At 60.5% G+C, this 12,675-nt stretch carries 15 protein-coding genes and 1 pseudogene; 4 read left to right on the top strand and 12 right to left on the bottom strand.

The annotated features are described in order from the left end of the window. Positions 1 to 7: 7 nt before the first annotated feature. The 5 genes from modC to K5Y35_RS22730 form a co-directional block, all read right to left on the bottom strand. Positions 8 to 1,087 carry a molybdenum ABC transporter ATP-binding protein gene (gene modC / locus K5Y35_RS22750; RefSeq protein WP_128615966.1) on the bottom strand — a complete coding sequence of 360 codons (1,080 nt, stop codon included), beginning with the start codon at positions 1,085 to 1,087 and terminating at the stop codon, positions 8 to 10. Positions 1,088 to 1,090: 3 nt separating this feature from the next. After that, the gene (gene modB, locus K5Y35_RS22745) at positions 1,091 to 1,771 is read right to left on the bottom strand and encodes a molybdate ABC transporter permease subunit (RefSeq protein ID WP_186745899.1); all 681 of its coding nucleotides are present in this window, start codon (positions 1,769 to 1,771) and stop codon (positions 1,091 to 1,093) included. After that, on the bottom strand, positions 1,772 to 2,539 hold the full coding sequence (gene modA / locus K5Y35_RS22740; RefSeq protein WP_222833018.1) for a molybdate ABC transporter substrate-binding protein: 768 nt from the start codon (positions 2,537 to 2,539) through the stop codon (positions 1,772 to 1,774). It abuts the gene before it with no gap. A gap of 169 nt (positions 2,540 to 2,708) precedes the next feature. After that, the gene (locus K5Y35_RS22735; protein ID WP_123468365.1) at positions 2,709 to 3,773 is read right to left on the bottom strand and encodes an NAD(P)H-dependent flavin oxidoreductase; all 1,065 of its coding nucleotides are present in this window, start codon (positions 3,771 to 3,773) and stop codon (positions 2,709 to 2,711) included. Positions 3,774 to 3,881: 108 nt separating this feature from the next. Then, positions 3,882 to 6,320: an autotransporter gene (locus K5Y35_RS22730; protein ID WP_222833017.1), complete on the bottom strand. Its 2,439-nt coding sequence runs from the start codon at positions 6,318 to 6,320 to the stop codon at positions 3,882 to 3,884. Between the two features lie 188 nt (positions 6,321 to 6,508). Between K5Y35_RS22730 and K5Y35_RS22725 the strand changes: the two genes are divergently transcribed. After that, entirely contained in the window at positions 6,509 to 7,492 is a 984-nt protein-coding gene (locus K5Y35_RS22725) for an MDR family oxidoreductase (RefSeq protein WP_222833016.1), read from the top strand. Between the two features lie 64 nt (positions 7,493 to 7,556). Then, positions 7,557 to 8,011 (top strand): annotated as a pseudogene (locus tag K5Y35_RS22720) (GyrI-like domain-containing protein). Here the strand turns inward: K5Y35_RS22720 and ada are convergent. The 5 genes from ada to K5Y35_RS22695 form a co-directional block, all read right to left on the bottom strand. Further along, the gene (gene ada, locus K5Y35_RS22715) at positions 8,008 to 9,075 is read right to left on the bottom strand and encodes a bifunctional DNA-binding transcriptional regulator/O6-methylguanine-DNA methyltransferase Ada (protein WP_222833015.1); all 1,068 of its coding nucleotides are present in this window, start codon (positions 9,073 to 9,075) and stop codon (positions 8,008 to 8,010) included. The pseudogene K5Y35_RS22720 and the gene ada overlap by 4 nt on opposite strands. A gap of 85 nt (positions 9,076 to 9,160) precedes the next feature. Beyond that, positions 9,161 to 9,826: a DNA oxidative demethylase AlkB gene (alkB, locus tag K5Y35_RS22710; RefSeq protein WP_222833014.1), complete on the bottom strand. Its 666-nt coding sequence runs from the start codon at positions 9,824 to 9,826 to the stop codon at positions 9,161 to 9,163. Between the two features lie 5 nt (positions 9,827 to 9,831). Continuing rightward, positions 9,832 to 10,542, bottom strand: a complete 711-nt coding sequence (locus tag K5Y35_RS22705) for a 2OG-Fe(II) oxygenase (protein WP_222833013.1) — start codon at positions 10,540 to 10,542, stop codon at positions 9,832 to 9,834. Positions 10,543 to 10,635: 93 nt separating this feature from the next. Next, on the bottom strand, positions 10,636 to 10,812 hold the full coding sequence (locus tag K5Y35_RS22700) for a hypothetical protein (protein WP_177490491.1): 177 nt from the start codon (positions 10,810 to 10,812) through the stop codon (positions 10,636 to 10,638). A 28-nt stretch (positions 10,813 to 10,840) separates the two neighbouring features. Continuing rightward, positions 10,841 to 11,143: a DUF1883 domain-containing protein gene (locus tag K5Y35_RS22695; protein ID WP_057400164.1), complete on the bottom strand. Its 303-nt coding sequence runs from the start codon at positions 11,141 to 11,143 to the stop codon at positions 10,841 to 10,843. A 210-nt stretch (positions 11,144 to 11,353) separates the two neighbouring features. Between K5Y35_RS22695 and K5Y35_RS22690 the strand changes: the two genes are divergently transcribed. Together K5Y35_RS22690 and K5Y35_RS22685 are read left to right on the top strand one after the other, a co-directional pair. Continuing rightward, complete coding sequence (locus K5Y35_RS22690) at positions 11,354 to 11,710, top strand: hypothetical protein (RefSeq protein ID WP_222833012.1); 357 nt, start codon at positions 11,354 to 11,356, stop codon at positions 11,708 to 11,710. A gap of 71 nt (positions 11,711 to 11,781) precedes the next feature. Beyond that, complete coding sequence (locus K5Y35_RS22685) at positions 11,782 to 12,012, top strand: hypothetical protein (protein WP_095187256.1); 231 nt, start codon at positions 11,782 to 11,784, stop codon at positions 12,010 to 12,012. 3 nt (positions 12,013 to 12,015) lie between these two features. Here the strand turns inward: K5Y35_RS22685 and K5Y35_RS22680 are convergent, their stop codons facing one another. Both K5Y35_RS22680 and K5Y35_RS22675 read right to left on the bottom strand, forming a co-directional pair. Continuing rightward, complete coding sequence (locus K5Y35_RS22680; RefSeq protein WP_177490493.1) at positions 12,016 to 12,297, bottom strand: hypothetical protein; 282 nt, start codon at positions 12,295 to 12,297, stop codon at positions 12,016 to 12,018. A 144-nt stretch (positions 12,298 to 12,441) separates the two neighbouring features. Continuing rightward, on the bottom strand, positions 12,442 to 12,630 hold the full coding sequence (locus tag K5Y35_RS22675; RefSeq protein ID WP_123468383.1) for a hypothetical protein: 189 nt from the start codon (positions 12,628 to 12,630) through the stop codon (positions 12,442 to 12,444). Positions 12,631 to 12,675 lie beyond the last annotated feature (45 nt).

The following is a 12,675-nucleotide window of genomic DNA, read 5'->3' as shown; positions in this document are numbered from 1 at the left end:
GAATGATTTACGCCAGCACTGCGACCGCCTTGATCTGTGCCCAGAGATGCTGGCCCGGATGCACGCCGAGTTGATCCCGCGAGAAGCGCGTGATACGCGCCACCAAGGGCGTGCCGCCGGCATCGAGACGAATCAGGACATGGGCAGCGTTGTCCGCTGCCAGTTCACTGACCACGGTGACCGGCAGACGATTGAGGATGCTGCTGAACTCGGTGTTCTGCAGGGTGAGACTGATGTCGCGCGCGTGTACCTTGCACCGTAAGGCCTGACCCAATGCCATCGGCGCGTGGGTGACGCGAATGTGCAAATGGGTGGCCGGCAACTGCAGGCTCAGCAACTGATAATCGGCGTCGTAGGCACTGACCTGACCCTCGATGATCACTCCGGCGTCGTCGCCCATTGCCATCGGCAAATCCAGACGGGCGAGGGTTTCGCCGATCGGGCCGCTGGCCAGGGCCTTGCCGTCGCTGAGCAGCACGAGGTGATCGGCCAGTCGCGCCACTTCGTCTTGCGCGTGGCTGACGTACAGCAGTGGAATGTCCAGCTCGTCATGCAGACGCTGCAGGTAAGGCAGAATTTCGCGTTTGCGCTGGCTGTCGAGAGCGGCCAGGGGCTCGTCCATCAACAACAACTTCGGGCTGGTCAGCAGGGCTCGGGCAATGCCCACTCGTTGACGTTCGCCACCAGAGAGGTGCTGCGGATGGCGCTCGAGCAGATGACCGATACCCAGGAGTTCAGTGGCCTGCGCGAGATCGACCCGACGCTGGGCCTTGGCGATGCGCTTGAGGCCGAATTGCAGATTGCCCAGCACCGACAGGTGCGCGAACAGGCTGGCCTCTTGAAACACGTAGCCGACTGCGCGTTTGTGTGGCGGGACGAAAGTGCCATGGTCGCTGTCCTGCCAGACTTCACCGTTGATGCGGATAAATGCCTGTTCGGCACGTTCCAGCCCGGCAATGCAGCGCAGGCAGGTGGTTTTGCCGGAGCCGGAATGACCGTACAACGCGGTGACGCCACGGCCCGGCAAGTGCAGGTCAACGTCCAGGCTGAAGCCGGAATAGCCGATTTTCAAACGTGCATCAATCATCGGTCAGCTCCAGCCCGCACGGGTTTTGCGGCTGGTGTACAGCGCCAGCAACACCAGAAAGGAAAACACCAGCATCGCCCCGGCCAACCAGTGAGCCTGGGCGTATTCCATGGCTTCGACGTGGTCGTAAATCTGCACGGACACCACGCGGGTCTTGTCGGGAATGTTGCCGCCAATCATCAGCACCACACCGAATTCACCGACGGTATGGGCGAATCCGAGGATCGCTGCCGTGATAAAACCCGGGCGCGCCAGGGGCAGCATCACGCTGAAAAAAGTGTCCCAAGGATTGGCGCGCAAAGTCGCGGCCACTTCCAGAGGACGGGTGCCGATCGCCGAAAAGGCGTTCTGTAGCGGTTGCACCACAAACGGCATGGAGTAGATCACCGAGCCGATCACCAGCCCGGTAAAACTGAAGGTCAGCGTGCCGAGCCCCAGCCATTGGGTGAATTGGCCGAGAAAACCGTGCGGCCCCATCATCAGCAACAGATAGAAACCGATGACGGTCGGCGGCAGCACGAGGGGCAGGGCGACAATCGCCCCGATCGGGCCGCGCAACCACGAACGGGTACGCGACAGCCACAGGGCGATTGGTGTGCCGACCAGCAATAGAATCACGGTGGTCAGGGACGCCAGTTTCAGGGTCAGCCAGATCGCCGCAAAATCGGCACTCGTCAGTGCCATTTAGAGTTGATAACCGTAAGACTTGATCACCGCAGCGGCTTTTGGGCCCTTGAGGTATTCAACCAAGGCTTTGGCGGCGGCGCTGTCCTTGCCTTTATTGAGGATGACCGCGTCCTGTTTGATCGGGTCGTGCAGGCTGGCCGGAACGATCCAGGCCGAGCCGCTGCTGACTTTACCGTCCTTGTAGATCTGCGAGAGAGCAACGAAGCCCACTTCGGCGTTGCCGGTGGAGACGAATTGATACGCCTGGGTGATGTTCTGGCCTTCAACGATCTTGGCTTTGGTGGCTTCGGTCAGTTTCAGCTTCTCCAGCACCTGCGTGGCGGCGAGCCCGTAAGGTGCGGCTTTCGGGTTGGCGATGGACAGATGCTGATACTCGTTTTTCTTCAGCACATCGCCTTTGGCATCGACGTAGCCTTCTTTGGCCGACCACAGCGCCAGGGTGCCGATGGCGTAGGTGAATCGCGAGCCCTTGACACTATCGCCTTCTTTTTCGAGTTTTTCCGCAGTGGTGTCGTCCGCCGAGAGGAACACTTCGAACGGCGCGCCGTTTTTGATCTGGGTATAGAACTGGCCAGTGGCGCCGTAAGCGGCGACCAGTTTGTGCCCGGTGTCTTTTTCGAAATCGGCGGCAAGCGCCTGGATCGGCGCGGTGAAGTTGGCAGCTACAGCCACTTGCACTTCATCAGCCTGGACAGTGCCAATGGCGAACACCGCGAGCAGGGAAACCAGGCAGGAAGGGGCAAAACGGGAGGCACAAATGGTCATGTAACAGCTCCGTGGTCGGCGTGGGCGCAGGGCAGCTATTGTTGGAAGTGGACTGCGCCGATGCGAGGGGTGAGAACGCTATATAGCGAAATATATAGCGAAACGCCGGCAAACGGAAAGTGTTGCTTGAAACCAGTGTGAGGGCTTCGATTCCTCACGCGGTCCGGACTCAACGCCGTTGCAGTTTTGCCAAAGCACCGTCGGCCAACTGTCGCGTCAATTCGGCACTGCTGACGTCTCTGCCCAACGTAAAGGCCTGACCCGCCCAGAGGTTGGCGAACTCAGCCTCATGTTTCGCTCGCAACGGCATCAACGCACCCCCCGCCAGCGGAAATGCGGGAGCCATCGGCGACATCGGGCCCAGCTCGCGCATGGCACGGTTCAGAATGCCCCGGGCCGGACGGCCGGTGAAAATATTGGTGATCGCGGTTTCGCTTTCCTTGGCCGTGCGCAGCGCCTGGTGATGAGCAGCGCTGACTTTCGCTTCCGGGGTGAACAGGTACGCAGTACCCACCTGCGCCGCCGACGCGCCGAGCATGAGCGCTGCCGCGACACCACGAGCGTCGGCAATGGCACCCGCGGCGATCACTGGAATGTTCACTGCATCGACCACCTGCGGTACCAGGGCAAATGTGCCAACCTGACTGCTCAAGTCCTCACTCAGAAACATCCCGCGATGGCCGCCAGCTTCGTAACCCATGGCAATGATCGCATCGCAACCGTTCTGCTCCAGCCACACGGCTTCCTCAACGGTGGTGGCCGAGGAGAGAATTTTCGCTCCGGTGGCCTTGACCCGATCCAGCAGGGATTTTTCCGGCAGGCCAAAGTGGAAGCTCACCACCGACGGTCGAAACTCCTCCAGTACTTCGCAGGCTGCGGCATCGAAGGGCGCGCGATTGGACACCGGCGTCGGTGCGTCGAAATCCACGCCCAGTTCGCGGTAGTAAGGTTCCAGCAGGTTCTTCCAGTCGCGGGCGCGTTGTTCATCCGGCGCCGGTGGCTGATGGCAGAAGAAGTTCACGTTGAAAGGTTTGTCAGTGTTTGCACGAATGGTTTTCAGCTCGTCACGCAACTGCTCGATGCTGAGCATCGCCGCCGGCATCGAACCCAGCCCCCCGGCATTACACACGGCGATCACCATGGACGAATTCGTGGCACCGGCCATCGGTCCCTGAATGATCGGTACTTCAATACCGAGAAGGTCAAGCAGGCGGTTATCTGGCCATTGGCTCATGACAGCGGTTCTCCGAACGACAAAACGGGCAGGGACGGCAGGGTCGTTTTTTAACAGCAAAGCCGTCTACACAGCCAGTTCGAAATACTGAATATGCCGTGCAGTTTTTCAGCGTCGGTGTAATCCGCCGCCGCCAAACGAACGATTCATGTTTTGCGAGGAGTTATGAAAGTTGTTGGTGCGCTGGTTGCCGACATTGCGCGCAGCGGATTCGCGATTGAGGTTCTGCAGTTGTGCATTGTTGTTTACCGGCGCCGGCCGTGTACCGCCGCCCACCATCGACTGCCAGCCATTATCGGTTTTCTTGTAGACGTTACCGTCATGCCCCGCATAAACGTTGTCGCCGACATGGGCCACACCACTGTTGCGTCCGCGAACCGCGCCATATTGAGTGGTGTTGCCGGAGTTGGGGTTGTACACCGCACCACGGTTGGCGGTGACTTGCGTGCCGTTGCGCGCATTGCCGACAGTGACCCGTTCGCCGGCAATGGCGCCGCCGTTCGGCCCGGTCGCCACGCCGCTGCGTCCGGCTGCATAGTTGCCGTTATACACGTTATGCACGGCGCCCCGTTGCCCCGCCGCTGCGACGCCGGTGCGTGAGTTATACGAAGCACCTACCTGACCCGCCCAGCGATTGCCGGTCCAGGCGTTGTAGCCCGCACCGTAGCGGCTGACTGTCGCTCGATCGCCCCACTGACGGTAAATGTTGCCTGTGGTTCCGGCCCAGCCTCCGGGCCCCCAGGCTACCGCGCCGCCACGATAACCGTAGGCGGCGCCACCCCAGGCCAGCGGCGCTGGATACAGGTGCGGGCCCCAGGCGTAACCCCAGCCGTAATTGCCCCACCATGGATAGGCGCCCCAGCCCCAGCCCATTGCCACGGTGCTGCCGCCCCAGCTCCAGCCGAAACCGAAGCCGAACGTCCAGCCGGTCCAGGGTGTGTAGCGAATGGCGACGCCGAAACCGTAAGTCACCGGCGGTCCGTACCAGACACTGCCGACCCACGGCGTGTACGGATAACCGGTGCCATAAACCACGACGCCGGTCGCCGGGTCCAGATTCGATCCCTGATACCCCGGCGTGTAACCGACCACCACGGTATCGCCGCTGGACTCATAGACCTTGACGTAGGTGAGGTAGTGCATGGGCGAACTCGGCGGGATCGAATAGATCACCGCCGGTACCGAGCTGGCCACGGTCCACGGCCCGTTCAAGGACGTCGAGGTGAACCAGATTCCGTTCTCCACCGCAAACCAGCTGTCGTTGTCGACGCGAATGATCGGTGTCGCACTGTTGACCACATACTGTAGCGGTGTGCTGTTGATGGCTTTGAGTTGCGGCTCGCCATCGAACTGCGGCGCTGTCATGTGCACCGCGTTTTTCTTGATCGCCGAGGTCTGGGGAATGGTCGCGGCAATCGCCGCTTCCTTGGCCTGTGGCGTGCCGGCGACGGAGGCCTTGACGTTCTCTTTCGGGCTGTCGTCGGGGATGCTGGCGAAGTCGGCGGGCAATTTGTCGGCCGGGGTAAATGTCCACGGCCCCTTCATGTCGCTGGCGCGAAACCAGCGCCCGGAGATCAGCACGTAACTGTTCTGGTCACCGATTTCCTTGAAGATATGCCCGGTGGTGTTGCTCACATAAAGCAGGCTTGTGCCTTGGATGGGTAGCCATTGTGGCGCGCCGTCGGTCACCAGCAGTTCGGTGGGCGTGGTGGCGATGAAGATCTTCGGCTGCGGCGGTTTGGCCAGACTCGGCACCTTGTCTTTGGGATCACTTTGTCCCGTCAACAGATCGACCTGCTGGCTCTTGATCGCCGCCAGTCGGGCTTTTTCCAGATCGGCAGGTGGCGCGGCCAGGCGCGTGTACTCGCCGCTCAACTGGTCGGCAACCATCCAGCCATCGAACACATGCAGGTAATGTTTGCCCTGGGCATCTTTCAGCAGCAGCGGCCGAGTGTTGATCACCCGTTGCAGCGCAATGCCGTCCACCGCTCGATAGGCGGCCTCGCCATCAATATAGACAAGCAGGGCGGGGACGTCGGACGTGACGATGGCTGGCGGCGTATTTTCCAGAGGTGCGCTGTCGGCTTTCTGCTCGGCCGACAGCACGCCTACGGCGGCTTCGAGCTGATCCAGCGAAATGGTCTTCTTGCGGTTTTCGGCGTCCTTTTGCAATGCCGCGACCCAGATGTCGGCCTGGCTGGCATCGGCCGGGAAGTCGGCCTTGATCAGCTTGTACTGATCGAGCGCCACCCAGCGGGTCGCTTTGTCGACCAGTGTATGCGCGCTGAACTGGACGATGCCGTAGGTGGACTTGCCGTCGCCACCTGTGGCTTCGACCGCCGCGCGGGCATTGAGGGTATAGCCATCCCAGCTGTCGAGTTGCGGCTGGTACACGGTCAGTTTCGCCTTGCCGCTGGTGATGACTTGCGGCCATGTCGGCGCGTCCGGCGCTGCGTCAGCGGTTGTTGTCGCGGGGGCTGCCAAAGCATTGCCGAAGGTCAGCAGCCACAGCATCAGCATCACAAGAAACGAGCGCGGATAAGGCATTGTCAGCTCCATCGACAGGGCGATTTCCAAAGGAATCATCGCGAAAGCACAACCGTCGAAAAAGCATAGTCGCCCGCGATGCAAATACCCGGTCGATTTGCGGACAAGCAGAAAGTCGAGTGTGGCAATGTATTGCGATGTGGTATTTCAAGGCACGCAATCCTTAACCCTGTTCGCGAGAGGTCGCCATGTTCAACGCCATTCTGATCGACAAAGACGACCGCGGTTATCGCGCCAGCGTGCAAGCGATCAACGAGGACCAGTTACCCGAAGGCGATGTCACCGTACGTGTCGCCTACAGCACACTCAACTTCAAGGATGGCCTGGCGATTACCGGCAGCAGTCCGGTGGTGCGCAAATTTCCGATGGTGCCGGGGATCGATCTGGCCGGTACGGTTGAGGCCAGTGCTCACGCCGATTACAAGGTCGGCGATGCAGTGTTGCTCAACGGCTGGGGCGTCGGTGAAAGTCATTGGGGCGGTCTTGCGCAAAAAGCCCGGTTGCAGGGTGACTGGCTGATTCCGTTGCCCAAGGCTTTTACCCCGGCACAGGCGATGGCCATTGGCACCGCTGGCTACACGGCGATGCTGTGCATCCTCGCGCTGGAGCGCAATGGCGTCACGCCCGATCAGGGCGAGATTCTGGTGACGGGCGCCAATGGCGGTGTGGGCAGTTTTGCCATCGCTCTGCTCAGCAAACTCGGCTACCGGGTGGTGGCATCCACCGGTCGGGTCTCCGAGCATGAGTACCTGAAACAGCTGGGCGCTAGCGAGATCATTGAGCGCGCAACCTTGTCCGAGCCCGGCAAACCGCTGGCCAAGGAGCGTTGGGCGGGCGTCATTGATTCGGTTGGCAGCCACACCCTGGCCAACGCCTGCGCCAGCACCCGTGCCGAAGGAACGGTCGCTGCCTGCGGCTTGGCGCAAGGTATGGATTTTCCGGCGTCGGTAGCGCCTTTCATCCTGCGCGGCGTGACGCTGGCCGGCATCAATAGCGTGACTCAGCCCAAGGCGCGCCGCCTGGAAGCCTGGGATCGTTTGGCGAAGGATCTGGACTTCGCGTTGCTGTCGCTGATCAGCCATGAAATCAGCCTGAGCGAAGCGGTCGATGCGGCGCCGACATTGCTCGCCGGACAGTTGCGCGGCAGGGTTGTCGTTGACGTCAATCGCTGACAGAGTTAACGCCATCGCGGCGCTTGCGGACCGTGCTTCAACCAATCAGGGAGTGAGGTTTTCGATGGACTTGAAACGGCAGCAGATCGACGCCTTCACGGTTTCGGGCTTGCGTGTACGCACGGACAATGCAGCAGAGCACAGCACCGAGTCGGCGAAGATCGGCCCGATGTGGCGGCAGTTTTTCGCCAGCGCACTGGCTGAAAGCATTCCCGACCAGCCGGATCGCCCGTGTATGGCGTATATTCGGCCTACGAATCGGACGCCTCCGGGGCGTTCGACGTGACCGCGGGCGTGGCTGTCGACAAGCCTGCGGGCGGGTACGAATCGGTCGAGATCGAAGCGGGCGAATATCTGGTCTTCGAGGCGCACGGTCAAATGCCCGACGCGGTGATCTCTACCTGGGGCAAAGTGTGGACGTTCTTTAGTGACAATCCGCAGATCCAGCGTCGCTACGCCACGGACTTCGAGGCCTATACCGGCCCCGAATCCGTGTCGATCCATATCGGCGTTCGCTAAGACTGCGTCTCACGCTCCAGCAACTGGCGCTTGCGCTCCACGCCCCAGCGATAACCTGACAGATTGCCATCGCTGCGCACCACGCGGTGGCAGGGGATCGCTACCGCCAGACGGTTGGCCCCGCAGGCCTGGGCCACGGCGCGCATGGATGTCGGCGCGCCGATGCGCTGGGCAATGTCGGCGTAGCTGGCCGTGCTGCCGGGCGGAATCTCGCGCAACGCTTGCCAGACGCGCTCTTGAAACGCCGTCCCGCGCACGTCCAGCGGCAAATCTAGGCCAATGGCCGGCGCTTCGATAAAGCCCACGACCTTGGCGATCAGTTGTTCAAATCCACGGTCGGCGCCGATCAGGTTGGCTTTCTTGAATTGATCCTGCAGATCGCACACCAGTTGATGCGGGTCGTCGCCCAGCAGAATCGCGCAAACCCCACGTTCGCTTTGCGCGACCAGGATCGCGCCGAGCGAGCATTGGCCCACCGCGAAACGAATGTCGTTGTTCTGGCCGGCTGCACGGTAGTCGCCGGGTTTCATGCCTAACAGATGATCGGCGGCTTCGTAGAAGCGGCTGTTGGAGTTGAAACCGGCGTCATAGAGCGCGTCCGTCACGGAGTCGCCGTCTGCCAGCCGTTCGCGGACCCTGCGCGAACGGTGGGCGGCGGCGTAACCTTTGGGCGTCAGGCCGGTGGCAGCCTTGAACACCCGATGAAAATGAAACGGGCTCAAGCCTGCCGTCTGCGCGAGCTCATTGAGCCGCGGCGGGTTTTCTGCCGTTTCGATCTGTCGACAGGCTTTCGCCACGGTCACCGCGTGTTGCGCCGCGACATCGCTGTGATCCTTGCTGGCCCGTTTGCTCGGCCGGTAGCCTGCCGCTTCAGCCTGTTGCGCATTGTCGAAGAACTCGACGTTCTGCGGTTTCGGCAACCGTGCCAGGCTGCTGGGACGGCAGTAGATGCCGGTGGTTTTTACCGCATAGACAAACTGCCCGTCCGCTCGTGGATCGCGAGCGACCACAGCGGCCCAGCGTGGATCGTCCTGGATGTTGAGCGGGTTCGAAAGCGTTTTCATGATGAGTAATCCGTTGACCTGTTTGACTCAGGTTAACCAGCCTCGGCGCGCACGACACTCCGGGCCTTGCGGTCGAATTTTCTGCTTATCGGGCGACCCGGAATGTCAGGTTGATCCGCTGTTCGCCAAGGCGCGGATGCTGACCGTGCCTGATCGGCAATACGCCGTGATACCGCAAGCGGTCGACGCCACCCCAGACCACCATGTCACCGTGCAGCAGAGGAATGCGCTGAGTTTTGTCGCTGCGGGAAAAACCGCCGAACAGAAACATCGCCGGCAACCCGAGGGACAGGGAAACGATCGGTGCGGCGTAGTCCTTTTCGTCTTTATCCTGATGTAACGACATCTTGGCACCGGGGATATAGCGGTTGATCAGGCAGGAATCGGCGTTGAAGCCAGAGAATCCGCCGCGTTCGGCGGCCGAGTGCGCCAGCATGGCGAACGATTTCGGCATCGGCGGCCAGGGTAAACCGCTGAGCGGGTCGACGGGCGAGTAACGATAGCCGCTGCGATCGGTGATCCAGCCCCACGCACCGCAACTGCTGGTGCCGACTGACATGCTGAAGCCGCCCGGCGTGACCATGTGACGCAAGGGAGCGGCGACGAGAATGGCGTCCAGCGCCGGCAGCAGGTGGTCGACCACCGGCAAGGCGAAACCGCGCAACACCCATGATTGTTCGCCGATCTGCTCGGCTCGTGGCTGTTGTTCGGGTTCGTGGTCTGCGAACAGATCGAATGTACGGGATGACATGGTCGTCACGTGGCGTCGTGAAAGATGATGCCTAGGGTATGCCTTTTTCCACTGTGCAGGCGACTCACGCCATGGCGCAGGGTCACCCGGTAATCGCCGCGCACGCCTTTGACCGGGCGTTGATTGACGGCAAAGATTACGGCATCGCCTTTTTTCAGATCCAGCACCAGCGGACGCGACTGCATGCGCGGGCGTTGTTCGGTGAGGACGAATTCGCCACCGGTAAAATCCTCGCCGGGTTCTGACAGCAGAATCGCCACTTGCAACGGAAACACCCACTCACCGTACACATCCTGGTGCAGACAGTTGTAGTCCTGCGCACCGTACTGCAATAAGAGCGGAGTAGGGCGCAACTGGCCGGCGGCATGGCAGTGCTGAAGAAATTCGTCGTGGCCTGGCGGAAAACGTTCCGGCAGGTTCATTCGCGCGTACCAGCGATTCGCCAACGGCACCAGGCACGGATACAGCGCCGTGCGCAGGCGTTGTATGGGCGCGGGCAGCGGATAACGGAAGTACTTGTATTCGCCGCGACCGAAACCATGGCGAGCCATGATGACCTGGGAGCGGAACGGCCCGGTCTGCGGATAGAGCGCGCTCAGGTGCTCACAGCTTGCGGCCGACAGCAGTGAGCGGATGATGGCGCATCCGTCGCGGTCCAGTTGCTGTTCAAGACCGGCCCAGTCGAGTTCGGCTAAACGGGTGGGTGACATCGACATACTGACTCCTTGACCCAAGGTCGAAGCCGTCAGTCTGGTCAGGTGCGGGCGGCAGAGCACTCCGCCGCTTGCGGTCGAATTCCCGGCGCCGTATTACAGCGCTTTGCTCACGGCGATGTCAGTGATCACATCGTCGCTCTGGCCGTGGATAGCGTCCAGGGCTGCCTTGGCCTCTTCCGCTGTGCCGTTCTGCAGTTGTGCGAACTCGAAGCGGCGTTCGCCGTTGAGTTTGTACTTGATGACGTATTTGGTCGTTTGAGCCACGGTCATGCCTACCTTTCTGAATGGGCGGAGCGTCTCAGCTGAGTTTGGAGCTGGAGCGGCGAATGATTTTGATCGAATGGGTCAGCGTCGGTTTGCGAGTCACGCTGATCGCCCGGCGGTTGACGGTGTCGATGGTGATGTTCCAGAAACCGGTGCTCGGCGCGGTGATACGGGCCGGGAATGTGTCGAAAGCGCCACCGTGATAGGTGTGGCGGCCGCCGTTCTTGAAGCTGCGGAAGTTGGCGTCGTTCATCAGACGGATGTTGCACATTTGCGAGCATTGGATGACGACGATGTCGTCTTCGTTGAGGTGCTCGCGCTGGTGAATAAATTTCATGGGCGCCTCCAGAAGGGCTTTTTCTACTAAATCAAAACGATAGCTTGTCGATGAGCGCAGTTTATCAGCCCGCACGGGTTATTATCCGGCCGTCGGGCGTCGCTTTGACAATTTTGAACAGATATTCGCGATTGGATGCGGGTTAAATGCAGAAGGCCTCGGATAAAAACGGCATTTGTGCTGTCGGACGGTCTTTAATGGAGGTTTTATATGAAGTGGGGTGTGGTGTGTCTGCCATTGGTTCTGTTGGTGAGTGGTTGTGCGAGCGTTTCTGAAATAAACGAAACACTGCCGACCATGAGCGTGATCTCTGGCAAGAAACCCCAGGAATATGCGCAGTGCCTGTCCGACAAGCTGGCTGACAGCCGCGGCGCGCTGCAAACGCAACCGCACAAGGACGGGGTTCGGGTGATCGTTCCGGGCAAATTGTCCTCGGGTCCGGCCGCTGTGTTTGATATCGAAGACCGCTCCGGCGGCAGCAGTATCAAGCTGCATGAGCGTATGTCCAACGTTCCCATTCGCCCTCGGGATGTGCGCAACGCTGCCAATGCGTGCATTTCCGGCTGATAGACTGTCTGTCATCAGCATCGATGCCGTCACAGTCATGCTGTGACGGCATTTTCATTTCTGGAGTCGCGATGAAGCGAGAGCAAGTACGGGAGCGCCACGTAGAGGGCCTTATCTCTGCCACCCATGTGATTCAGAACCCGGCGAATCCGGGGGAGTGGATCGTGTTTTTCAAGAAGAGCGCCGGGCGCAGTTACTTTCTGGTGGACGAGAACGATGAGGTCGAGTCGTTCAGCCGACTCGACGACCTGATCGAAGTCGTGCGCGGACTCGGGATCAAGTTCGCTGAAATACACATGTAGGGTTTATTTGCAGACCACCACCACGCTGCGGTTCTTGTAGTTGCCGACATCGACGCCGAGCGTCTTGTCGCTTTCCTTCGACGCTGGCGTGCCGTCGGTACCGACGATGCGGTAACCGGTCCCGGCGCAGGACGCGTCAGCCTTTTCGTAGCAGGTGGCCCAGGAGTTGGCTTCGCCGGAGCAATCGATGCTCAGGCCCTGTTCGCCATTGTTCAGGTATGTGGTTTCAGAGGTGGCGCAGCCGCTTAATGCCAATACCGCAACGAGGGGCAGCCATTTGTTCATATTCATGAGTGTGATCTTCAGCGAGGGAGGACTAGACGCTCTGACAGCGCCGGTGTGAAAAGGTTATAGCGATTGGCCACTTGTTTGCGTTCGAACAGAAAAAAGCCCTGCGTAATGGCAGGGCTCGGCATTCGCTGCGAGGGCTCAGTCCTCGTTCTTGCCGCGTCGCTTCGGCGCGGGCGGCGTGTAATCGAGTACCGACGCGACTTCGATCGCCATGGCTTCAGTAGGTAACGGCCCGGACACATCTTCGCCATTGGCGGCAGTGATGTGCCATTGGCCATCTTTGCCCTTGTCGACCGTATACCCATTGATGATTTTTGCTGCGGCCATCTATCTGTCTCGTTCGCTGGTTCAAAGCCGCCATGATACCGGCAA

Source organism: Pseudomonas sp. SC3(2021) (genome assembly GCF_019856535.1).
Classification (GTDB): Bacteria; Pseudomonadota; Gammaproteobacteria; order Pseudomonadales; family Pseudomonadaceae; genus Aquipseudomonas; species Aquipseudomonas monsensis.
The sequence above is the reverse complement of the archived record's forward strand: the minus strand, read 5'-3'. Positions and strand labels throughout refer to the sequence as shown.